19 protein-coding genes are annotated in these 24,005 nt (G+C 38.6%); 10 read left to right on the forward strand and 9 right to left on the reverse strand.

All coding sequences use genetic code 11. The features are described from left to right. Positions 1-7 precede the first annotated feature (7 nt). A complete protein-coding gene (locus ACVWYN_RS10625; protein ID WP_457288837.1) occupies positions 8-2,092 on the reverse strand; it encodes a nitrite reductase in 2,085 nt (694 codons plus the stop codon). A gap of 340 nt (positions 2,093-2,432) precedes the next feature. Here ACVWYN_RS10625 and rpoN point away from each other — a divergent pair, with 340 nt between their 5' ends. Then, positions 2,433-3,905 carry an RNA polymerase factor sigma-54 gene (rpoN, locus tag ACVWYN_RS10630; protein ID WP_457288838.1) on the forward strand — a complete coding sequence of 491 codons (1,473 nt, stop codon included), beginning with the start codon at positions 2,433-2,435 and terminating at the stop codon, positions 3,903-3,905. A 9-nt stretch (positions 3,906-3,914) separates the two neighbouring features. Here rpoN and ACVWYN_RS10635 read toward each other — a convergent pair whose 3' ends face one another. The 4 genes from ACVWYN_RS10635 to ACVWYN_RS10650 form a co-directional block, all read right to left on the reverse strand. After that, positions 3,915-4,928, reverse strand: a complete 1,014-nt coding sequence (locus ACVWYN_RS10635; RefSeq protein WP_457288839.1) for a PorP/SprF family type IX secretion system membrane protein — start codon at positions 4,926-4,928, stop codon at positions 3,915-3,917. A gap of 1 nt (position 4,929) precedes the next feature. Further along, entirely contained in the window at positions 4,930-8,481 is a 3,552-nt protein-coding gene (locus tag ACVWYN_RS10640) for a PKD domain-containing protein (RefSeq protein WP_457288840.1), read from the reverse strand. 24 nt (positions 8,482-8,505) lie between these two features. Next, a complete protein-coding gene (locus ACVWYN_RS10645; RefSeq protein WP_457288841.1) occupies positions 8,506-8,973 on the reverse strand; it encodes a response regulator in 468 nt (155 codons plus the stop codon). Between the two features lie 115 nt (positions 8,974-9,088). Further along, positions 9,089-9,553: a response regulator gene (locus ACVWYN_RS10650; protein WP_457288842.1), complete on the reverse strand. Its 465-nt coding sequence runs from the start codon at positions 9,551-9,553 to the stop codon at positions 9,089-9,091. Positions 9,554-9,670: 117 nt separating this feature from the next. Here ACVWYN_RS10650 and ACVWYN_RS10655 point away from each other — a divergent pair, with 117 nt between their 5' ends. Genes ACVWYN_RS10655 through ACVWYN_RS10675 form a run of 5 tightly spaced genes read left to right on the forward strand, consistent with a single transcriptional unit; the run spans position 9,671 to position 16,273 of the window. Then, positions 9,671-11,956 (forward strand): Rv1355c family protein, encoded by a 2,286-nt coding sequence (locus tag ACVWYN_RS10655; protein WP_457288843.1) that lies wholly within the window; start codon positions 9,671-9,673, stop codon positions 11,954-11,956. Between the two features lies 1 nt (position 11,957). Then, on the forward strand, positions 11,958-12,641 hold the full coding sequence (locus ACVWYN_RS10660) for a hypothetical protein (protein WP_457288844.1): 684 nt from the start codon (positions 11,958-11,960) through the stop codon (positions 12,639-12,641). Positions 12,642-12,655: 14 nt separating this feature from the next. Beyond that, the gene (locus ACVWYN_RS10665; protein WP_457288845.1) at positions 12,656-14,782 is read left to right on the forward strand and encodes a sensor histidine kinase; all 2,127 of its coding nucleotides are present in this window, start codon (positions 12,656-12,658) and stop codon (positions 14,780-14,782) included. A gap of 11 nt (positions 14,783-14,793) precedes the next feature. Next, positions 14,794-15,873, forward strand: coding sequence for a hybrid sensor histidine kinase/response regulator (locus ACVWYN_RS10670; protein ID WP_457288846.1), 1,080 nt, complete (start codon positions 14,794-14,796; stop codon positions 15,871-15,873). Further along, positions 15,863-16,273, forward strand: coding sequence for a response regulator (locus tag ACVWYN_RS10675; RefSeq protein ID WP_457288847.1), 411 nt, complete (start codon positions 15,863-15,865; stop codon positions 16,271-16,273). The genes ACVWYN_RS10670 and ACVWYN_RS10675 overlap by 11 nt, the downstream gene beginning before the upstream one ends. A gap of 1 nt (position 16,274) precedes the next feature. Here the strand turns inward: ACVWYN_RS10675 and ACVWYN_RS10680 are convergent, their stop codons facing one another. Next, positions 16,275-17,321 carry a glycoside hydrolase family 43 protein gene (locus ACVWYN_RS10680; protein ID WP_457288848.1) on the reverse strand — a complete coding sequence of 349 codons (1,047 nt, stop codon included), beginning with the start codon at positions 17,319-17,321 and terminating at the stop codon, positions 16,275-16,277. 151 nt (positions 17,322-17,472) lie between these two features. Here ACVWYN_RS10680 and ACVWYN_RS10685 point away from each other — a divergent pair, with 151 nt between their 5' ends. The 4 genes from ACVWYN_RS10685 to ACVWYN_RS10700 all read left to right on the forward strand — a co-directional run bounded on the left by ACVWYN_RS10685 (position 17,473) and on the right by ACVWYN_RS10700 (position 21,398). Beyond that, the gene (locus ACVWYN_RS10685) at positions 17,473-17,892 is read left to right on the forward strand and encodes a c-type cytochrome (RefSeq protein ID WP_457288849.1); all 420 of its coding nucleotides are present in this window, start codon (positions 17,473-17,475) and stop codon (positions 17,890-17,892) included. A 152-nt stretch (positions 17,893-18,044) separates the two neighbouring features. Then, positions 18,045-19,343 (forward strand): alpha-L-fucosidase, encoded by a 1,299-nt coding sequence (locus ACVWYN_RS10690; protein WP_457288850.1) that lies wholly within the window; start codon positions 18,045-18,047, stop codon positions 19,341-19,343. A gap of 436 nt (positions 19,344-19,779) precedes the next feature. Next, positions 19,780-20,124, forward strand: coding sequence for a helix-turn-helix domain-containing protein (locus ACVWYN_RS10695; protein WP_457288851.1), 345 nt, complete (start codon positions 19,780-19,782; stop codon positions 20,122-20,124). Further along, on the forward strand, positions 20,118-21,398 hold the full coding sequence (locus ACVWYN_RS10700) for a type II toxin-antitoxin system HipA family toxin (RefSeq protein WP_457288852.1): 1,281 nt from the start codon (positions 20,118-20,120) through the stop codon (positions 21,396-21,398). The genes ACVWYN_RS10695 and ACVWYN_RS10700 overlap by 7 nt, the downstream gene beginning before the upstream one ends. A 316-nt stretch (positions 21,399-21,714) precedes the next feature. Here ACVWYN_RS10700 and ACVWYN_RS10705 read toward each other — a convergent pair whose 3' ends face one another. The 3 genes from ACVWYN_RS10705 to ACVWYN_RS10715 form a co-directional block, all read right to left on the reverse strand. Next, entirely contained in the window at positions 21,715-22,758 is a 1,044-nt protein-coding gene (locus ACVWYN_RS10705; protein WP_457288853.1) for a hypothetical protein, read from the reverse strand. A gap of 19 nt (positions 22,759-22,777) precedes the next feature. Next, positions 22,778-23,362: a hypothetical protein gene (locus ACVWYN_RS10710; protein WP_457288854.1), complete on the reverse strand. Its 585-nt coding sequence runs from the start codon at positions 23,360-23,362 to the stop codon at positions 22,778-22,780. Between the two features lie 128 nt (positions 23,363-23,490). Beyond that, complete coding sequence (locus tag ACVWYN_RS10715) at positions 23,491-23,808, reverse strand: SbcC/MukB-like Walker B domain-containing protein (protein WP_457288855.1); 318 nt, start codon at positions 23,806-23,808, stop codon at positions 23,491-23,493. Positions 23,809-24,005 lie beyond the last annotated feature (197 nt).

The following is a 24,005-nucleotide window of genomic DNA, read 5'->3' on the forward strand; positions in this document are numbered from 1 at the left end:
CCGTTTACTATAATGATTTCAATGTTTTAATCTGTGCAATAAAGTCTTTTACCTGCGCCAAATAGCTTGTCGCAAAAGCTTCAGTAGGCTCATTCTTATTGATTTGAAGAACCAACTCATTGAAGGTACCTTGTATGCTGATCTCTCCTGTTTCGATGTAATTAATATCAAACTCTCTAATTACTCCAATTTGAGTACTGCTGCTTACGCCTTTATCTAATAACATGGCTTTAGCACTGCTCACAAAAACAGCATAAGCATGGTAGATGGCATCAGACCAGGCTCCGGCTTTGTAAGAAGCTTCCGCCCATTCCAGTTTCTCAAAACCTTCTAACAGTAAAGTAGCTACAAGATCAATAACAACACCAGCACATTCCCCTACACCAATTGCGGTAACAAAAGTTTCTTCATGGCCCCAATCAACATATTCCTCATCTTTTAGGTTGGTTAAATCAGCCAAAGGCTTTAACAATTGGTAAAAATAATCTTTACCCTGTCTGTCATAATAGGCATGGAAGCTTTCTTTTTCTTCGGCAATGCCTGCGTAATCATTTAATAACGTTCTAAGGACATCAAGGGCACGTTTAGAAGGTGCTTTAATAACACGGTCCGCTACGCGGCCTTCTCCGTTACCAACAGTACCACCGCCAAGCATTACTTGTACAGCGGGAACCACTTTTCCATTTGCTTTTACAGAACTACCATGAAAACCGATATGTGCCAATCCATGCTGTCCGCATGAATTCATACATCCGCTGATCTTAATTTTTAAATCTTTATCGTAGATCAATTCAGGATATTCCTCGTAAATCACGTCTTCTAAAGCAACAGAGAGTGACATGCTGTTGGAAATACCTAAGTTACAAGTATCTGTACCCGGACAAGTGGTTACATCTGCAATGCTATCAAAACCCGGTATTGCAAAGCCAAGTGGTTTCAATGCAGCATATAGGGATGGCAAAGCATCCTCTCTAACAAACTTTAATAATAAGCCCTGGTTTTGAGTGATCCTGATCTCATCAGCTACGAAAGGACTAATGGCAGCAACCAACTCCCTTGCCAGTTCTGTTTTGATATCTCCTTTTGATACTTTGATGTAAACACCAAAGAAACCTTCTTGCTTTTGAGGAACTACATTAGTTGCTCTCCAGTGTTTGTAATCTGATGAATTGACAACCTCATCCAGCACTTCATAACTGAATGCTTCTGGTAGTTGAGGCTGTGGAACAGTATTTCTATCTATTTTAAATGACTTGGATTTATTGGCAATGCGCTCCTCTTCTACTAGTCGCAATACCTCGTCTAATCCTAGCTTTTGAACCAGGTATTTCAAACGCGCTTTGTTCCTATTGGTTCTTTCGCCATAGCGGTCGAACACCCTTAACAAAGATTCTGCATACGGGATGATCTGATCTTCGTGAAGGAAATCAAATATCGGCGCTGCCAGAAAAGGTTGTGCGCCCAATCCGCCGGCCATCATAACTTTAAAGCCACGCTCGCCCTGCTCATTAATTTTTGGAATAAAACCAAGATCGTGAATATAGCTATAGGCCGTATCGCGTTCATCAGAAGAGAAAGAGAATTTTATCTTTCTGCCCATTTCCTGACATATTGGGTTTCTAAGGAAATAGGTAAAAAATGCATGAGCATAAGGAGAAACATCAAATACTTCATTTGGATTGATACCAGAATCAGGAGATGAGGTAACGTTTCTTACGGTATTACCACAAGCTTCTCTTAGCGTAATATCATCACGCTCCAATTCTTCCCAAAGCTGAGGAGTACGGTCTAAACTTACATAGTGAATCTGGATATCTTGTCGGGTAGTTAAGTGTAAGTTACCACTTGCATATTCATCAGAAACATCAGCAATGCGTAACAGTTGTTTAAAGGTAACTTTACCAAAAGGAAGTTTTATACGTACCATTTGTACGCCAGGCTGCCGCTGACCGTAAACGCCACGTGCCAGTCTGAGACTTCTGAATTTCTCTTCATGGATTAAACCTTCGCGAAATTGCCTGATCTTCTTTTCAAGATCGATGATATCTTTTTCGACAATAGGATTCTCTAACTCTGTTCTAAAGCTTTGCATCTAAGTTTGGTCTTGTTTAAAAAGCGGCTATAGTCTGGCGACTTAAGCTACTAAAGTTTTATTGTTAACAGTTTATGGTATCAGTTGCACATACATGACGTATGGTTGGCTGTTTTACTATCAATAACTGGTTTCTGAAAGCAAATATATAAAGTATATAGGTTTGGTAGTACATTTAATTTCAAAATTTATTGATAAATGTTTTTTACTAGACATTTTATAGCGACTATTATATGCCTTTGAATTTCTAGTTTATAGATAAAATAAAGCCTTCTTACATTTATGTAACTGAAAATACTTATTTTTGAAACGGGTATCTTTTATTCCTCTTAACCATCTTATGCTTAAACAACATTTACAACAGAAATTATTACAAAAACTTTCCCCTCAGCAGATACAGTTTATTAAGTTGCTGCAAGTACCAACTGTTGCCCTTGATACGCGTATTAAAGAAGAATTAGAAGAAAACCCAGCGCTGGAAGACCCAAGCTTAATGATAGCTGAAGAGCCAAAGAGCGAGTATGATGATTTAAATGATAAATCGGAAGAATACGATCCAAGCACCAAGGAAGAGAATAATGATGAGTTCAATGTAGATGATTATTTACAGGACGACAATACGAACGATTATAGTACATCTTATAACAACAATGACGACGATGAGGAAAAGAAGGAAACTCCTATAGCTATTGAGAGTACTTTCTTTGAAAGCTTGCAAGAACAACTGGACCTGGTTCCTTTGTCTAACCATGATTTCATTATCGGTAAACAGATTATTGGAAGTTTGGATGACGATGGTTACCTACGCAGGCCCATTACTTCTATGATTGATGATCTTGCATTTTCTCAGAATGTAATGGTGGAAGAAGAAGATGTTTTGGAGATGCTTAAGGTAATCCAAAGCTTTGACCCTCCAGGCATTGCCGCAAGGGATTTACAAGAATGCCTTACGCTACAACTTAAACGCAAAGACCTAACTAATCTTGTAATCCTAAAAGCAATAGAGATTGTTGAGCACCACTTGGATGAGTTTACGCGCAAGCATTACGATAAGCTGGAAAAGGCGCTTGGCCTGAATAGTGAAGACTTGAAAGAGATTATTGCTGAAATATTAAGGCTAAATCCTAAACCTGGTGATTCCAATCAGGTTACTACAAAGCAATTGCAGATTATTCCTGATTTTCATGTGTCTAATAATGACGGGGTATTGATACTAACCCTGAATTCTAAGAATGCTCCTGAATTAAGGGTGAGTCGCTCTTACATTGATATGTTTGATCATTACGATAAGGCAGCTCAAAAGGATAAGAAAATGAAAGAGGCCGTTCAGTTTGTTAAGCAAAAATTGGATTCGGCGAAATGGTTTATTGATGCCATTAAGCAACGTCAGCAGACATTGCTTAAAACCATGAACGCTATTATGCTATATCAATACGAATATCTGCTAACAGGTGATGAGCGTAAGATGCGCCCAATGATCCTGAAGGATATTGCAGATAAAATTGATATGGATATCTCTACGGTATCCAGAGTTGCGAATTCAAAATATGTACAAACTGAATTTGGTACATTTCTACTTAAATCTTTTTTCTCTGAGGCAATCCAAACCGAAAGCGGTGAAGAGGTATCTAATAAAGAAGTAAAGAAAATACTGGAAGATTGTATCGGCAATGAAGATAAGCGTAAGCCATTGGCTGATGAGAAGCTGACAGACATATTAAAAGAGCGGGGTTATAACATTGCGAGACGTACCGTTGCTAAGTACAGGGAGCAAATGAATATCCCGGTAGCCCGTTTGCGCAAAGAGCTTTAATTAAAGCCTTTACCACATTCTCATATTGCTCATTACATGGTATACATTATTCAGTTGTATACCAAGAACAATTTCATGACTGCCATTACTTACAGTATTTAACTGTGAAGTGATAAAATCATAAGAGTAGGTAATATTAAAAGTTTTATTGATGTTGATGCCTGCAAGCGCAGAAAAGGAATCATTTTTTCTATAACTGCCTCCCAACCAAAACCTATCTTTAAACGCAGCTTTTAAGTTGGCGTCAATTGACAAGGGTGTTGGGCTAACCCTTTTAACCATTATCGATGGGGTTAAAGCAATGTCTTCAGCCACGAAGAAACGGTATCCTGTAGTTACAAACAGATGGGGCACTTCCTTACCGGCAGTGTAGTTTGGATCGCTGGTAAAGCTTAATCTTTGGGGAAGAATTTGTTGAACAGATGCACCTGCAAAGAAATTGGCACCATATAGCCAAACGCCTAGACCCAGGTCTGGCTTAATCTGACTAACAATGGTATTCTGTATGGCTGGATCATTCTGAACTTCAAATTCCAAAGCGTTCACGTCCAGTCCTATTCTGGATAATCCTGCTGATATCCCTACCGAGAAGTTCAATGAATTGTTAACCTGTAAATGATACGCATAAGTTAAACTGGCATCCAGTCTGGAAAGCGGACCAACATCATCCAATACTGCTACCACGCCTATTCCATGGTGTGAGGGTGATGAAGTATAATTCTGCATGTAATTTCTGCTCATCGGGTCCTCCCCTTTTTCGGGCATTGATAATGCATTTCTCCATAGGTATTGATCGCCCAGTGCAAGATTGGCAGAAAAGAATGTGGTTTGAGGGGCATCTTTAATACCTGCCCATTGTTTACGGTAACCGAATTTTAAATCTGTATAGTTTTCCATCCCACTTAATGCAGGATTAAGCAGGTAGTTGTTGAAGATATACTGCGTATACTGTGGCCGTTGCTGGGCGCAAAGATCTACAGAAAGTAGTAGAAAAAATGAAACTATATATGCCCGTGCTTTCAATTTATCTGATAATGGTTAGCGAACCTGTAACATTTTTTGTACCTATATTTGGATTGATAATATAGTAATAAGTTCCGACAGGTAAAGGCTCATTCTTATATATTCCGTCAAAGGGCTTTTTATATCCCGTACTGGAGAAAATTTTATTGCCGTATCTGTTAAAAATATCTACACTGACATTTGGGTAAGAATCTATGTACTTAATGCCCCAGGTATCGTTTATACCATCGCCATTGGGACTAAATGCATTAGAGGGCTCTACCACCCTAAGAATTTTTAACAAAATCTTATGTGAAACAAAACAGCCCTGATTAGTGGTTACAGTTAATGTGTACTCTCTGTCATCATCACCCTGCATAATGGGATTTAAGATGTCATCTTTACTGAGACCGATTGAAGGCGACCATTTATAGGTTAACCCATTACCTGTAGCAGATGCAGTTACTTGTTTTTGTCCGCCGATGAGAATAAAAATTTCATTTGCCACAGTTAAAGTAGGCGAAGGATATACAGTGACAGTTTGTGTGATACTTTCATCACATGAGTTTGAAGCTGCATAGGTATAAGTGATGGTATGTATTCCAAGTCCTGCAATAAGTGGATCAAACAGGCCCGATGCATTAACTCCTATACCGGAAAAGCTACCTGAACCAGCAACCCCTAAGGTCTCTTTTGCTTGTTGTGTGAGTTGCACACTTCCCGCAGTTAGACAAGCTGGAGGTATGGCACCAAAAATAAGCATTGGAGAGGGCTTAACTGTAATAACTTGTTTTGTTTCCTGGAAGCATTCTGTGCCTGAAAAGGCGATCATGCGTATGGTAAAGGTCTTATTTAAAGGAGTGGTAAAAGCAGGGTATTTAAACCTGTATTCTTTATCAGCAATTGGATCATCATCCACTATCGATTGCACTGTAGGGTTGTTTATATCATCCATATAGAAAACCAACTTGGTCACTTTACCAATATTTACTTTGGAGGTATTTTTGAGCACAATGTCTTTGTTACTGCACAGATTAGTAGGATCAGCAACAGTAAAAGCAGCGACCACATCAGAGCCATTTAATGTAAAGTCTTTGGTGGTTGTAACACTACAACCATTCGCATTTGTAGCCGTAAGCGAAACACTGTAATTACCTGCCGCTGTGTATTTGTGTGACCCATCTGTAGCTGTAGACGAGTTATTAACCGGGGTTGAACTCGGATCGTTAAAACTCCATAAGTAGGTTAGTCCGCCAGTACCACCATCAGCATCAACTGTTAAATTCTTAAACACTGCCGAAGGATCTTTGATACAGGCATCAGGAAGTTCAAAATCTACTATAGGAAGTTTGTTAATGATCACCTCTTTTGTAATGGGTAAACTTTTACAGCCTTCGGCAGATTCTGCAATGAGCGTGACTTTGAATGTCCCTATAGTTGTGAATTTATGGTTGGGGTTTTGCAATATGGAAGTTGTACCATCTCCAAAATCCCAATTCCATTTAATAATGCTTCCTGCTTCAATTGTGCTTTGATCTGTAAACAACAAATCTGTGTTGATACAACCGGTTGCGTTTACAAGAAATTTAGGTGTCATCTTGGGTTTAACGATAATATCCTCCATGATAACATCAGACATACAACCATCTTCCAGTCCGGCAGAGAATTTCACTGTAAATGGTCCCGATTTAGTATAAATATGTTTTGGGTTTTGTTCAGTAGAGGTAACGCCGTCGCCAAAGTCCCAAAACCACCTATCTACCGCCTTATTGGCAATATGAGAATCGCTGTTATTGTCTGTAAAAATGATTTCAGTATCAGGACATGGGGTTGGATCAACCATCATCTTTGCAGTGGGAATAGGCGTAACTTCAAATGTGAAGTTATAAGGCACATCACTACCTAGACAATTGCCTTGAGTAGGCTTTACCGCAGTGACAACCATGGTATGCGAACCAAGTTCTGGAAAAGTCTTTTGGATATCGTAGACATAGACATAATTAGGCCCATCTGACGTTTGGATCACGGTAGGCTCAGGAGTGTATTCCACATCTCCCCCTTCATCTAGATTCCATTTGATGGAATTTGCCTTAAAAGCGAGTACAATTTTGAAGTTGGACTTCTGACCGATACAGGCATTTGGCGCATCAATATTGGTAACCGTATTGCTAATCAGGAGATAGTTGTTAGCAGCAAGGTTGGTGCCTGCGGAGTAGGCATAGGACTCAAAACTACCAAAGCCATAAGCAATGGCATTAAAACCATCAATAGCAGTTAAGGTAGAGCTGATGTCGGTTATTTCAATTTGGCGGTAGGAATACTCTTCGTTTAGCGGCATGGTGATCCAGCTACTCCCATCCAATGGTTGTTTTCCGTTAATCCTGAAACTGTTGCGCGCAGCTGTTTTCATAAACACGTTGATGAACCTGCTTTCTATAAACTGAAGGGTAGAAGAGAAAAGTGTTACGGACTTGATGTTAAACTCAATTGGGTTAAGCAATACCATTTCAGGATCACCCTCCAGACTAGATGCCAATGCACTTGTGCATGCCTGCGATAAAGAATATTGTGCAACACTGATATTTTTATTGGAAGATATAAACGAAGGTTGATTAAGAATTTGCTCGTTTGCGATTTTGGGGTAATAATCACCCTTTTTAAGTACCGCAACAGTATTTCCATTTACCCTTACTTCAGTATCATCTTCTTTCGCTACAACCCTAAACATATAGGTCCGATCTTTAAAGGGGACCATTCCATAATTTTTACCCCAGCTTGATGGAGGATAAAGCTGCTGAAATAATGGATCTCTGGACAATTGCCCGTTACCGACACCCGGGCAGCCTATTGCTACAGCAGTAGAGCCAGAAAATGCAGCAAATCTTTTGGCACAAGCATCTTCAGAAGCAGGGTCCACCTCTACAAAAGTACCAGTAAGGTCTTCTACCCCATCACCCAAGTATTCGTAAACGTCTCCTGCACTTGGCAAAGTGACATTTAAGGTCTGACTACTATTCGCTTTGTGTATAATCAGTTTGGTATTTGGCTGTACGGCAGTTAGTACCAGGAAATTCTTATTAGTACCTATCCGATTTAAAGTTTGCGTGAAATTCATCGAATAATATTCCTGACCCAGCGATTCATTAGGTAATATTAATGATGCTGCGGAGCGCTGTCCGGCAAAAATGTGCGCATATACGGCCACCTTGGGGTCTCCTTGCTTTACCTGAACGTGAATGCCTCTGTTAATTAGCAACATTCCTCCTTCGGCCTCATTGATGTACGCATCAGATCTAGGAACGATATAACCCATAACAACATTTGGAAGAACAACAGTATCTTTCGGAAAGCCATTGCCACAAGAGATGGTAATGCGAGATGTAACCTTTGCTGTCACATAGATCTTAATACTCGCATCTTTAAATGGGTTTCCAGTTGATCCATCACCAGCAGGATCATGGGTTGGAAATACGGCCCAGAAATCTGTACCCTCGTTTGATATACTTTGCGCTTTCAGTATATTGAAAAATGCATAGGTAAATATCAATAAGAAAACAAGCACACATTTCTTCATAATCCTATTAATATACGAGAAACGTTAGTTAGGAGGATCTTGCCTTAAGAGATATTCTAATTGTTTATTGGCTAAAAGTAAGCGTTCTGTAAGTTCACGATTTTCCTTTCTCAAGGCATAAATTTCATAAGCTTTCTCAATATTGATCCTCAAATCTTCATCCAGCCATGGCTTTTGAATGTATTTATAAACTTGTCCCTTGTTAATAGCATCTATTACTGCATTTATATCGGCGTAGCCGGTGAGAAGAATGCGAATTGGTTCAGGAAAATCAGGAATAATAGATTCAAGGAATTCTATACCGGTGGTAACTGGCATCCGTTGATCAGTTATGATTACCTGTATGTTTTCAGTTTCCAGTATTTTGCGTCCCTCGACGGCAGATTCAGCAACAAATACGTTAAACAATCGCCTAAATCCAGCCTTAAAAGAATTAAGGTTGTGAACTTCGTCATCTACGTATAAAACATTTATTGATGCGTCAGAACTCATAGGGGTAAGAATATTTTTTGTTAAATGTATTGGTTTTATAATTTCAAATGAACTTTCTTAGTGTAAATAGTTATTAAAAAGTAAGTTCACGAATAATTTTGACAAAAGGATTGTTTTAGGAGATTAATTTTTGCCTGAACATAAACTCCAATTGTTGATTTACAATAGTTAGTTGTTCTTGCAGCCTTTTATTTTCTCTACGTAATGCAAACAATTCGAAAGCTTTTTCAAGGCTCAATTTTAGTTCATCGTCCTGCCAGGGTTTGTTAATATACATATAAACCTGCCCTTTATTTATGGCATCGATTACTGCGTTTATATCTGCATAACCGGTAAGAAGGATCCTTACAGGATCAGGATAAACTGCAATAATTGATTGAAAAAATTCGACCCCAGTCATGACAGGCATTCGCTGATCTGAAACAATAATATGAAACGTTTCAGTTTGTAAAATGACCATTGCCTCCTGAGCAGATTCTGCTGTAAAAACGTTGAATGATCTTCTAAAAGCAGCTCTAAACGCAACAAGATTATGTACCTCATCATCAACATATAAGATGTTAATAGTCTGCTTATCCATAGAAAAAATATTATGCAAAATTGGCTTAATCCCTACGATTACACTAATTTATCTGGTAAATATAGTTATTTTTGTAGTAAATGAATGAAACCCCATAGCTAAAAAAACAACTTACAAATGTTGATACTTGAAAATCAGACACCGGCAGATCACGTTTCTGTAGAACCCTTATTCTTTAGAATTTACTTGGCTGACGATAAAAATAAACTTGAAGAATTATTAAAAGAAAAACCTCATATTAAGATTCACGATCAGCTTTCTACACAGCTGGATGACCTAATAAAATCCAAGCATCCTAAGAGAAAACCTGAGCCGCAGGAACTGGAAATACTTAAGGCAAAACACATTGGCAACTTGTCTATGCAAGATTACGGGGTGTGGGTCTACTTTCCATGGTCTGACCGCCTTGTTCATATTCTTGATGAAGAAGAATATATTGAGGTAAGAACCAACAGAAATATTTACAAGATTACTCGTGAAGAGCGCGACCTTTTAGGTAAGCAAAAGATCGGCGTGGTTGGTCTTTCAGTAGGCCAATCGGCCGCAGTTACTATTGCAATGGAAAGGGGATTCGGAGAGATCAGGCTTGCAGATTTCGACTTGCTCGAGCTGACGAACATTAACCGCATCAGAACAGGGATTCAAAACCTAGGCTTACCAAAAGTTGTTATCGTCGCTCGGGAGATCAAAGAAATAGATCCTTTTTTAAAGGTAGTATGCTTCGGAGACGGGTTAACAGAAGAAAACATGGACAGATTCTTCTGTGAAGGCGGCAATCTGAATCTGATAATCGATGAATGTGATGGAATTGATATTAAGATATTATTAAGACATAAAGCAAAGTCACTTCATATCCCAGTGGTAATGGATATGAACGACCGTGGCACTTTGGATGTGGAACGATTCGATCTTGAACCAGAACGCCCGATTTTACACGGTATGATCGATCATTTGGATCACGCTAGAGCTAAGGATATGAAAACCAATGAGGAGAAGATCCCCTATATGCTGGCAATTATTGGAGTAGAGACCTTATCAAACAGACTTCAGGCATCAATGTGCGAAGTTGGGCAAACCATTACCACATGGCCTCAGCTGGCGTCAGGTGTTGCATTAGGGGGTGCTCTATGTGCTGACGTTTCCAGGAGAATTATTCTGGATCAATACCATGAATCGGGCCGGTATTGGGTAGATATGGAAGAACTGGTAGGTGATAAAGCCCCTAAAATTGATAGCACAAACTATGCTGTTGAAGAACTGAATGCTGAAGAGTTAACGGAAGAAGAAATGAAAGCTGCCGTATTTGATATCAGCCTGGATAGTATAACACTCGAACCATCCCAGATTGAACAATTGGTTTCTGCTGCTGTTATGGCTCCTTCGGCAGGAAACAACCAGCCTTGGATTTGGTATGCGTACCACGGAAAGCTTTACCTTTTCCATGATGAACAAAAATCTATTTCCTGGGGAGATTTTGACCAAGTAACTTCGAATATTTCATTTGGTGCCGCCATAGAAAACCTGAAATTAGAATCAGGAAAATTAGGATTAAGTGTTAAACCCGCTTTATTTCCTAATCAGAACAACAAAAGGTTAGTGGCTGCTTTTAGCTTTACCATTACCGATCAGGCCTACATGCCTGATCTTGTTCCAGGCATGTCTCTCAGATTAACCAACAGAAAAAAGGGAAACGGACAAAAAATACCCGAAAATATATTGACGGAGCTTATTGAGAGTGTGAGCTCTGTTGAGTCTGCAAACCTCCTTATTTGTGAAGATGAGGATCAGATCAAAAAAATAGCTGATATTGTCTCAGCAGTTGAAAGAATTCGCTTTCTATATCCTCAGGGGCACCACGACTTTTATACTAAGGAGCTCCGCTGGACCGAAAAAGATGTGCTTGAAACTAAAACAGGTCTTGATGTTCGGAGCATGGAGCTTTCTGAAGCAGATAAGGCAGGATTGATTGTGGCCAAGAATCCAGAGGTTATTAAATTACTAAACCAATGGGGTGGCGGTGCGGCTTTTGAAAAATTATCTAAAGGTTCAATAGTGACTTCTGCAGGAATTGGATTAATTACTATGCCGGCTTATAATGCAGCTGACTTTGTTATCGGCGGACAAGCTGTACAGAATGTATGGTTAAATGCTAACCTAAAGGGAATTGCTTTCCACCCCATTTCAGCTCCGCTCTTTTTGTTTGCCAGGTTAAACCATAGCAATGGTGATGGTTTAGCCAAAGAAATGTCAGAAGAATTAACCAAATTACAGAATGAATTGTATGAGGTATTTCCGATATTGAAAGAAAGACAGGGCATTTTTATATTCCGACTATCTTATGCTGATGAGGCGTCAGTAAGATCTTATAGAAAACCACTTGAAGATATCCTAAAGTTTAATTAGCATGAGGATAACATTTAGGGCTTTTAAAGCCACCCGCGACCCTGATACCTGTGAAAAATATCTCAGAGGTCATATAAGTGTGCTCGAAGATTATGGCATAACCAATATTACATCCAATAACAATCTGTGGATGTTTATGGATTGTGTCTATGGAGTAGTTGCAGAAGATGAGAATGGTGAATTGGTTGGAGGCATTAGGGTGCAGATTGCTGACGGAATAAATCAGTTGCCGGTAGAAAAAGCTGTGGGGTACATGGATCCTTCGCTTTACGAGATCGTAAAGCAATATATACCGGAGGGTGTTGGGGAATTGTGTGGCCTATGGAATGCTAAGACTGTAGCAGGTATGGGAATCAGCATCTTGTTAACACGCGCAGGAATTTCTATTACCAACCAGATAACCTGTAAAACATTACTTGGCATTTGTGCTGGTTACACATTAAAAATGTTTAGCAAAGTTGGTTTTGTTGTAGATAACTCACTAGGTAAAGGAGGGGAATTTGTTTATCCAAATGAAAACTATATTGCATGGGTATTGGGTATTTTAAATGCCAAGGCTCTTGAAACTGCTGAGGTATACGACCGTGAGCGCATGCTTAGTCTGAGAAATAACCCGGTACAAGTTTTTACTGAACCCTCAAAAGATGGTACTGTTGATATTAATTATAACCTATTAATTCCATAAAGCCCTATAATAGCATGAAAATAAAAAAATGGGTCTTATTGATAGTAGTTTTTATAGGTTATTTATCAAATGCATCTGCTAATGAGATTATATTAACGCGAAATAGTCCGCGCATTAGTATTGGTGCAGACTTATATTATTACATTGACAAAACAAAGCAGCTTACTATCCATCAAATTGAGAAAGATACCCGCTTTTTGAAAAGCAGCAGCCCAGTGCCCAACTTTGGGGTAATTAATGATGCAGTTTGGCTTAGGTTTACCCTAATTAACAATAGTGAAGACACTCATTTGAACCTGCAGATAGACCAGCCAGTGCTTGATCACATAGCATTGTATACTAAGCTTAAAAACAATACCTATGCTGTTACTACACTTGGAGAAGCCTATCCTTTCCATAGAAGACTTTACGATAAAGACCCCTCTTTTATTTTTAAGCTTATAATCCCAATAGGGAGCAGAGTCACTTATTTTGTAAAGGTTCAAAGCAGTGATAACATTCAGCTACCCATCTTTGTAGGAAATGAGAAAGTAATATTAGAATCGTCACAAAATAAGTTTCTCATATCAGGACTTTATATAGGGATTATGCTTTCCATGCTGCTTTATAACATATTTATCTATTTCTCAGTAAGGGATAAGAGTTATCTGTATTATGTAGCTTATATCGTAGCTGTAATTCTAATACAGGTTAGTATACAAGGATTTACGTTTCAATTCTTATGGCCTAATTACAACATACTTGCGCTATATAGCCCATTTACTTTTACAATATTGGTCGGTATAACAGGGCTGCAATTTGAAAGAATATTTTTAAAGACAAAAGAATGGATGCCAAAGACCGATAGGTTTTCTATTTTTTTTATTTTACTTTATTTATCAGGATTTGTACTGGCACTCTTTGGTCAGTTTGCTCTTTCTTTCAGACTAATAGAAGTGGCAGCTTCAGCAACCTCCATATTTATGTTTTATATGGCTGTTACTATTAGTAGGAAAGGTTATCGTCCGGCTACGTTCTTTTTAGTGGCTTGGTCAGTGTTCCTTGTGGGTATTATCATATATACCATGAAAGATTTTGGCATACTCCCATATAATAACTTCACTTATTACACGATGCCTTTTGGCTCAGCATTAGAGGTAACATTGCTATCTTTCGCACTTGCTGATAAAATTAATATATTTAAAAAGGAGAAAGAACAATCCCAGGCTGAAGCACTAGAAGCGATTACAGAGAATGAGCGATTGGTGCGTGAACAAAACGTTGTCTTGGAAATTAAAGTGAAAGAGCGGACGGAAGAGTTGGAACTGGCGCTTACTGATTTAAAAGAAGCACAAAGTCAGCTGGTTGATTCAGAGAAGATGGCAGGTTTAGGCCAGCTTACAGCAGGTATCGCTCATGAAATTAATAACCCCATCAACTTTGTTACTTCCAATATTAAACCACTTGAATTGGATATTCTTGATCTGGATACAGTAATCAACATGTACGAGAAGCTTGATTTAACTCAGGATATGGAACCTCAGATTACTAAGATCGAATCGTTTAAGAAGCAGATCGATATTGTATTTGTAAGAGAAGAAATCAAATCGCTATTGTCTGGTATTGGTGAGGGGGCCAGAAGGACCGCAGAAATCATCCGTAGCCTTAAGAACTTTAGCAGGCTTGATGAGAATGACACCAAGCCAGTTGACCTGAATGAAGGCCTTACCTCTACACTTGTGCTGGTTAAGAGCACCTTTCCAGACCACATGAAAGTAATTAAGGAATTTGGCGAACTACCAAATGTAGAGTGCTTACCTGGTAAAATAAACCAGGTTTTCATGAACCTGATTACCAATGCCGTCCATGCTATAAAGTCTAAGGATACCAAAGACCAGGAAGGTGTGCTGACCATTAAGACATGGCAGGATGGTGATTATGTAAAAGTGAGCATCAAGGACTCAGGAACAGGCATGCCTGAAGAAGTTAAACAACGCATTTTCGAACCCTTTTACACCACTAAAGATGTTGGTGAAGGCACCGGACTTGGGTTGTCAATAGTATTTAGGATTATAGAAAACCATCACGGAAATATAGATGTAGTAACAAAAATAAATCAAGGAACAGAATTTATTATTACATTGCCTATTAACTCAAAATAAACACCTTTAATATGGACGCAGCAACGGTACGGGTTCTATATATTGACGATGAAGAGTACAATCTGCATGCCTTTAAAGCTGGCTTTAGGCGTCAGTATGAAATTTATACAGCCAACTCAGCATCTGAAGGTCTGAAGATTTTAGAAAACGTACATATTCATGTAATCATTGCCGATCAAAAAATGCCTCAGACAACGGGTGTTGAATTCTTTAAAAATATTGCTCATACTTTTCCTGATCCCATCAGGATTCTACTAACTGGGTATACTGATATTGAATCTCTGGCAGATGCAATTAACCATGGGGATATTTATCGTTACATTACCAAACCATGGAATGACCTTGAACTGCACAATTCTATTAAAAACGCTTACGATGTTTATAGATCAAAGGTAGAGCTCAAAAATAAGATAGCAGAATTGGAAAAGACAAATGATGAGTTAAACCGCTTCATTTATAGTATCTCTCATGAGCTTAGGGCTCCGCTGGTATCTGCGATGGGGATTGTTAATCTGGTTAAAATGGAGGGTCTATTTGAATCTAGTGGAGAATATTGGTCTTTAATTGAAACCTGTTCTAACAAATTGGATTACTATGTTCAAAAAACCCTTCAGTATTATAAAAACAACAAATCAGTTTCTGAGCAGACAGAAATAGATTTTAAGGCTTTGATACCAGAGTTGATTGATGTTTATTCCTATGCAGATAAACAAACATGTTTTCATACTGAAATTAAACAGGAAATACCATTTTATGGCGATGTTTTCAGGATTGAAGTGATCCTCGGCAACCTTATTTCCAATGCCATCAAATACCAAAAGGAAGACGAACAAAATAAAAAAGTAGAAATACAGGTACATGTTTCAGCCGCAGAAGCCAAAATAACGATAAGTGACAATGGAATGGGCATATTAAACGAACACTTGGAAAAGATATTTACCCAATTCTTTAAGATTAAGACTAACCATGGTAGTGGACTGGGATTATTTATTGTAAAAGAAGCCTTGAATAAAATTAATGGAAAGATATCGGTAAGTTCCAACAGCATAGACGGAACAACATTTAAAATTACTATTCCCAATGTTAAATAGGCAGAGAAAAGTATTGTTAATTGACGACAATGAAGTTGATTTAAAGATCAATTCCAAGATCATCACCATTTCGAAACTGTTTGAAGAAATAGTAACCTGCCAATCAAGTGAAGAGGCACTTGCTTACTTGGCCAAATCTTCTAAAAATCCTGATGACTTACCTGATTTCATTTTATTGGATATTCAAATGCCTGAAATGGATGGATTTGAATTTCTGGAGCATTTTAAGAAATTCCCAAAAGTGATCAAGGAGAAATGCCTCATAGCTATGCTATCTTCAACACTAGACTTTGGCGATATTAAAAAAGCCGAAGCCAATCCCCATGTAATCAAACTTTTAAAGAAACCCTTGTTCCTTAAAGAATTGGATGAGTTACTTAAAAAGCACCTGATCAGCTAAATTACTTAGGCGTAACCAAAACTTCTTTTGTACTTAATGGAATACCAAAATTAGGAGATCCATCTTTATTCCAGGTAAAGCGCTGTGCCCTTGGCGATCTAAAGCCACCACAACCTTCGCCTGGCTTGTCATTTGCATGATATAAGATCCAATCTTCCTTTCCATTAACCGACTTAAAAAATGAATTATGCCCCGGTGCATAAACGCCATTTTCTATGGATTTTGCAAATACTGGCTTGTCTCCCTTTTTCCATGCTTTTGGATCAAGCACATCACCTTTCCCATTAAAAGTTAGCATTCCCAGTGTATATGAATCTGTCCAGCAACCACTGGCAGAATAGAGGAGGAAAATCTTTGACTTGTTCATTAATATTTGAGGGCCCTCATTTACGCTAACATTAGGAGGACTATAAGATCCTTCCTTTTCCCAAGTATAAGTAGGCGTAGATAACAATTGTCTGTCGCCAGATATCGTCCAGGGGTTAGACATTTTAGCGATATAGATATTTTGCTCGGCGTTTATATCTGCTTCCCAACCAGACCAAAGCATATACAATTGCTTTTTATATTCAAATACAGTTCCATCTATTGCCCATCTATCTGTCTTATCAGCTACTTTACCTTTGAATTCCCAGTTTCCCTTCATTGGATCTGGAGAAGTATTTTCTACCACATACATCCTGTGGTGATCATTATTCCCATCATCCGCAGCAAAATACATATACCACTTATCATTAAGAAAATGAAGCTCAGGAGCCCAAATCTCTTTAGAGTAACTGGTATTGGCTGGTGGTCTCCAAATTACTTTTCGCTCTGCTGTTTTAAGGTTTACCAGGTTCTTGGTTTTCCAAATTTCCAATTTATTTACTGAAGTATTGGTATAATAATAGTACCCATCTTTATAAATATTCCATGGATCTGCGCCTGAAGGCAGCAACGGATTACTAAATGTTTTAGGGGTAGGTTCCTGAAATACCTTAGATTTTAATCCCGCACTGAATATAAATAGCACTGCCAAAACCATCAAGAATGGATAAATACGTTTCATAAATTGAATTGATTCCTTAAAGTACCTAAAATATCTTGAATTATCAGCTAAATGGCATCCTATTTTGAATTCTTCTAAATATCAATTAGTTATTGCGAGGAACAACCATTCTGTCCAACAATATTTATATTTATATAAATAACTACTGGACATGAGTTACAAAAAAACCTTTACTCTATCAATATTAGCTTTTACAGTACTCTTGTTAAGTGCGTTTATGCCCAGACAAGATGGCGCACAGCAAGCTCAAGAACACAAATTTAAAAATCTGAAAATACTTCCAAAGAACATCAGTAAAGATGATCTGGATAAGGTGATGGATGGCTTTAAGCTGGGATTGGGTGTTAAATGTAATCATTGCCATACTCCTATGAAAGACAATCCTAAAAAAATGGATTTTGCCAGTGATGAGAAGAAAGAAAAAGAGATTGCAAGAGGAATGATGCGTATGACCGCGAAGATCAATAAAAAATATTTCCATAACATGAAAACAGAGGATGGTAAATTAATTGCCATCTCTTGCATAAGCTGCCACAACGGTAAGACTGAACCTGCAGGTATTAAGATGTAGGACTTGAAAAAGTACAATAATTGTAATCGCTATCTGGAATAAACGGGAATCGCCAATATTGTTTACATAATAGATAAAAGGAGATAAGTTAAGGTATTAGCAAATCGCTAATTTTACTAGAATCAAATATAGTAACCCTTATATAGACTTTTATGAAACGTAATGTTTTGGCCCTTTCCTTGTTGCTTTTTATATTTAAAGCAAATGCCCAACAATCTTCTGGCTATGTTCCCTCTGCTTCCAACCTGAAGGCAAGAGAGAAATTTATGGATATGAAATATGGATTATTTATCCATTGGGGAATATATAGTATTCTGGGAGATGGAGAGTGGGTAATGCATACCAAAAACATCCCTTACCACAACTATAAAAGACTGGCTGATTTCTTTAATCCACAGGGATTTAATGCCAAAGACTGGGTAGCTATGGCAAAAAATGCCGGCATGAAATATATTACAGTCACCTCAAGGCATCATGATGGTTTTAGTATGTTTAAAACAAAAGCTTCAACTTACAATATTGTAGATGCTACGCCATATAAGAGAGACCCCCTGAAAGAGCTAGCAGAGGAATGTGTTAAAGGAGGAATTGAACTTAGATTTTATTATTCTCTATTGGATTGGGGTAGAGAAGATTATGCATTTGGCAGTAAAATAGTTAACGGTAAACCTCAAAATGGAGATTGGGATAGCTACATTAACTTTATGAAGACTCAGCTAACAGAACTGATCACCAATTATCCAAGTATTAAAGGCATTTGGTTTGATGGCGACTGGGAACGTAAAGATGTAGACTGGCATTATGATGAGATTTATGCATTAATCCATAAATTAAATCCTGAAATCATGATTGGTAACAATCATCATGTATCACCAAAACCGGGCGAGGATTTTCAGTTGTTTGAAAAGGATCTGCCAGGTAACAATACTGCAGGATTTAGTGCTGAAGCTAAAATAGGAACCATTCCATTGGAGACTTGCGAAACTATGAACGGAAGCTGGGGTTTCAGTATTAACGATCGTAACTATAAATCTGTGAAACAACTGGTACATTATCTAGTCAATGCAGCAGGTAGAAATGCCAACTTTCTTTTAAATGTTGGTCCAATGCCAAATGGAAAAATTCAACCTGAGTTTATTGACACCCTTCAAAAGATGGGAGCATGGATGAAGATAAATGGCGAAAGCATATATAGTACGAGAGGGAATGTTACAGCCCCGCAACCTTGGGGAGTTGTTACAGCTAAAGAAAAAGTATGGTATGCGCACATTCTTAATTTACCAGAAAACAAAACAGTGACAGTACCTGTGGGAATGAAAAAAGTAAAGGCCGTAACCTTACTGGATGGAAACAGAAAACTAAAGTACAAGCAGGATAAGAATGGATTGACCATAAATCTTGAACTTACATCAGTAGATGGATTAGATACAGTGGTAAAGCTAACCTTCTAAACTGGTGCATCTACATAGGTTGGAACATGGTTGAAACATAGTTGAAACATAGTTGGTACATCCCTGAATGTAGCAACTATGTGCCAACTATGTTTCAATGTTGTCTTATGCAACCAGTATCAGTTACCAAATCAAGGCAAATTTAATAGTGTTGATGTATCTTCAGATAGCGAAATACATTAGTGTGCAGATCCATTTAAACTATTAAAGACTCGATCGTAACATAAAAGATTATGAGCCTTCTACTCTAACCAACTGAGCTATAGGCCCTGTAGTTGTTTATGATCTACATTAGTAATGTTAAATATGTATGAAAATTCATTCATAATAATGGATTAATTCTATTAATGAATGAATTTTCATACATTATTGTATTTAATAAATTTTTCATAAATTTGAATGACATTTCATACTTAAACTACAAAAAACACTAATTATGAGTGATATTTCATACATGAAGGCCAATAGCGACATTTCAATATTGAAACAGATTGGTGAGTTTATCAAAGAAAAGCGAGTTGAACAAAACATCAACCAGGATTCGCTGGCCCGCGATGCAGTCATCAGCCGATCTACATTGAGTCTGATAGAACGAGGTGAAAGTATCTCTTTGCTCAATTTAATCAAAATCTTGCGGATGCTGGATGTACTATACGTATTGGACAGATTTACATTAGAACCGAAAATCAGTCCTATGCTGCTGGCAAAAGAAGAACAGAAAAAACGTAAACGGGCATTCCCGACGAAAGAAAACCCAGAAGCAGAAGAATTAGGATGGTAAGAACTGCATATATTAAGTTATGGGGAGAACTGGTAGGTGCAGTTGCCTGGGATGAAAAGCAACAAATAGCATCTTTCGAATATGACACGAAATTCCTGCAATCTCAATTGGCAATTGCCCCGATTAAAATGCCATTAGTGAAAAGGATCTTTTCTTTCCCGGAGCTTAGGGGCAATTCGACTTTCAAAGGTTTACCAGGGCTATTGGCCGATGTGCTGCCCGACAGATATGGAACTGACCTGATCAATATTTGGTTAGCACAGAACGGAAGACCTGAAGGATCATTGAATCCGGTGGAATTGCTGTGTTTCATTGGAGCAAGAGGTATGGGTGCCTTAGAATTCGAGCCATCAATCGCGCCATCAACAAAACCGCATAAACTGGAAATCTCCAGTTTAATAGAAATTACACAAAGATTGTTGAACAATAAAGAAACTTTCCGAATACACACCGATGATGATATGCGGGACGTATTGCTGGAAGTATTGAAAATGGGAACTTCTGCTGGCGGGGCCCGACCAAAAGCAATCATTGCCTACAATGAAAAAACCGGAGAAATAAGATCAGGCCAAACATTGGCTAAAGGCTTTGAACACTGGTTACTGAAGTTTGACGGCGTGAATGACACACAATTTGGCGCAAGTCATGGCTATGGAAGAGTAGAGATGGCTTATTACGGGATGGCAACCTTAGCCGGAATAGATATGATGGAGTCGAGGCTTATCGAAGAAGAAGGCCGTGCCCACTTTATGACAAAGCGCTTCGACAGAATCGGCGGCAACAAAAAATTGCACACACAGACTTTATGTGCAATAGTCCACTACGACTTTAATCAGATACTGAGCTATAGCTATGAGCAATTGTTTCAGACCATGCGTCAGTTAAAACTAACCTATGCAGCAGCTGAACAGATGTTCCGTAGAATGGTATTCAATGTACTGGCAAAAAACTGTGACGATCACACCAAAAACTTTGCATTCCTGATGCATCCCGACGGCAAATGGACTTTAGCGCCGGCGTATGACATCTGCTACGCTTACCGGCCAGATAGTGATTGGGTAAGCCAGCACAACCTGAGCATAAATGGGAAGCGGGCAAACATAACTAAGGAAGATCTTCTGGAAATCGCCAAACAGAACTCAATTAGTAAACCCGAACAGATAATCGATGAGGTTCAAACCTCAATAAAGAACTGGCCTCAGTATGCAGCTCAATACAAAGTAGAGGAAAAACTGGCAGCAGCAATTGATAAGACATTGATTAAAAGTTTATAGGATATCATATTAATGAAAGTCCTCGAAGAGGCAAGACACAAAAAAAGCCTAATCAACTAAGATTAAGCTTTTTAAGCAGTGGGCCATGATGGGCTCGAACCATCGACCAAAAGATTATGAGTGGTCGAGTTAGTTCGGAATATCTTGAGCAAAAACTTCGTTTTTGGCTTGCTTAGGGCTAATTTACGACTATATTTTTGTTCTTGCAAATAATTCCATGACGGAATGGTGACGGTTTTTCGTTAAATTCATCAACAAATGCTGCTATTATTTTTTTAGCGAGTAAAAGTCGTTTGTTCTAAACAAAAATGTTTGACTACTTATCGCCACTTGCTCTTAGTTCCGCGTCAATTAACGGCTGGTGCCATGCCCACAATTCTTCAAGGGTTTGGAAATTTTGAGGAACTGGGTTATTGCTGCGAAAAGCTTCGTCTATTGTCAATGCCTGATAGTGGTTGAAATAGCTCTCACAGGTTCGGCGCGGATTAGCTGCGAGTGATGATCCAAAATAAGAGTTACTAATATCATAATGATGACTATTAATAAAACCACTCCAGCGTTTCCGCAATTCGATTTCAGCAACAATATCAATGATCTCAAACTGCTCCATCACTCTTTCATCTGGAGAACCCCAAGCGTCGTTCAACAACTTCATTGCTTCACTATCTGAGGGAGGAGCTCCATAACCAAATACAGTCATACGAATTGACCTGTTATCTTTTGGTAGTGTGTATTTAAGAGAGTCCCATGCATCAATGATAAATTCATTATCATTATAATTCTTTTCATGAACTGGATATAACAAAGGCACGGGCTCAAACATACCGCCATCTTCGCGACATTGATATCCAATCGGCCCGGAACGTTTATCTTCCTTACTATACCCTAATGCAACCGTGCCATGCAGAAAGGACATAAACGGCAGATTTTTGGTAAACTTTCGGGCACGGCAAAACGCCTGGTATAAAAAGGGGTCCCAGTTAAACGTAGCGATATGATCCTTTGAACGTAAAGACAGCATTAAATAATCATAGATGGTTGGCTCATCCGGCAATTGCATACTACCAAAGTAATATTGGATACGTTCCTGTATTTCTTCCAACAATGGAGAACCTTGATCACTCGCATATAAATTAGCATAAAGTGTTTCAAAATTTTCGTTTCTTAATTCCACCGGAATCTCTGCGACAATATCTTGCAGACCTACAACCTCAATAAGATTTTTCATACAGGGTAAGATCTTCCCGTTACGTTCCACATTTCTTTGTGTTGCAGCGATACTTGCGCCAGCGCCAAGAATGACGATGTGCCTGCCACCCATCACCTGGTTAATTCCTTGTTCTATTGTTAATCCCGGCATAGTTTAATTTTTATATCGCTCAGACATTTCCTTCAGTTAAAATATCCAGTTGCCGCGTTTCTGGGTCTGCTATGAGATAAATTTCGTTGGGCCTGATCGTGCTGTCTATCTTTTCTTCGGGTTTATCTTGCTGGCAATCCTGATATAATACTTCAAGCAGGTGGAATATGCTCTCTAGCATGTCACTCATTTCTTCACTTTTTACTTTTTCGCTGACTAGTACGTTGACCAATAACTTTGTATGCAACCGCGCTTTTAAGGATATGGACAATGATTGGTCATACGTTTTTGATAGTTTATCCGGAGAAGAGGTTGCGGCGATTAATTTAGTTTTAGATTCACGACGATTAATGATATATTCCTTCAGTCGCGATTTTACCAATTTATAAATATCCTTGCTCGCCTCTTCAAAAAAAGATTTAAAAAACAGATTGGTGACAGCGACAACAAAAGTTGTTGGGATAATCCATTCATTGGCAGCCCATAGTTCAGTTTCCGTCCGAACACCTTTTATGACCATATCATTGGTACTAAGGTCAATGATCTCGTTTGCGTCAATATCGTCAATGTCATTCGGCCAACTAATTGTTATTGCTTCCTCCATGCTATAATTATTCAAATGATTTATTTTTCATATTAAAACAAAGTCAACGCCAGGATTGGTACAGCGTTTTTTTGAAGGCACCCCGTTTCCGCCAGCCACGCCTGTACCTTGGTGGCAAGCCCGGTGACTTATATTCCCGCTACTGAAATTTTACTTTTTCCATTGGCCAGTTTACGTACTTTAATTTGGGTTGGTATGCGCTCTGTCATTTCCTGAACGTGGGATATTACTCCTACTTTTCGACCCTGATTGTGTAATTGCTCTAACGCGTCCATAGCGATATTTAAAGTTACAGGATCAAGTGAACCAAAACCCTCATCTATAAATAAGGATTCAACTTTTATCCGGTTGGAAGACAGTGACGCGAGTCCTAATGCCAGCGCCAGTGATACAAGAAAAGATTCGCCACCAGACAAGGAAAAAACGGTTCGGATTTCATCACCCATATCCCTGTCTAGCCTACTTCGTTTTCCACGTCATTTCACTGCCATGTATGAGCATATGATCGTGTTGTACGTTTTGGCGGTGCCGGTAGAAGATGTGCCAGCGGCAATGATATGTTGGGGTTCGGCTACTGGCATGGTAAGAGTTGGTTTAGCAGAAGATTCAAACTAAATAGAAAAGAAATCTAATTTAGGCTTAA

This window comes from Pedobacter sp. UYP24 (assembly GCF_054057295.1).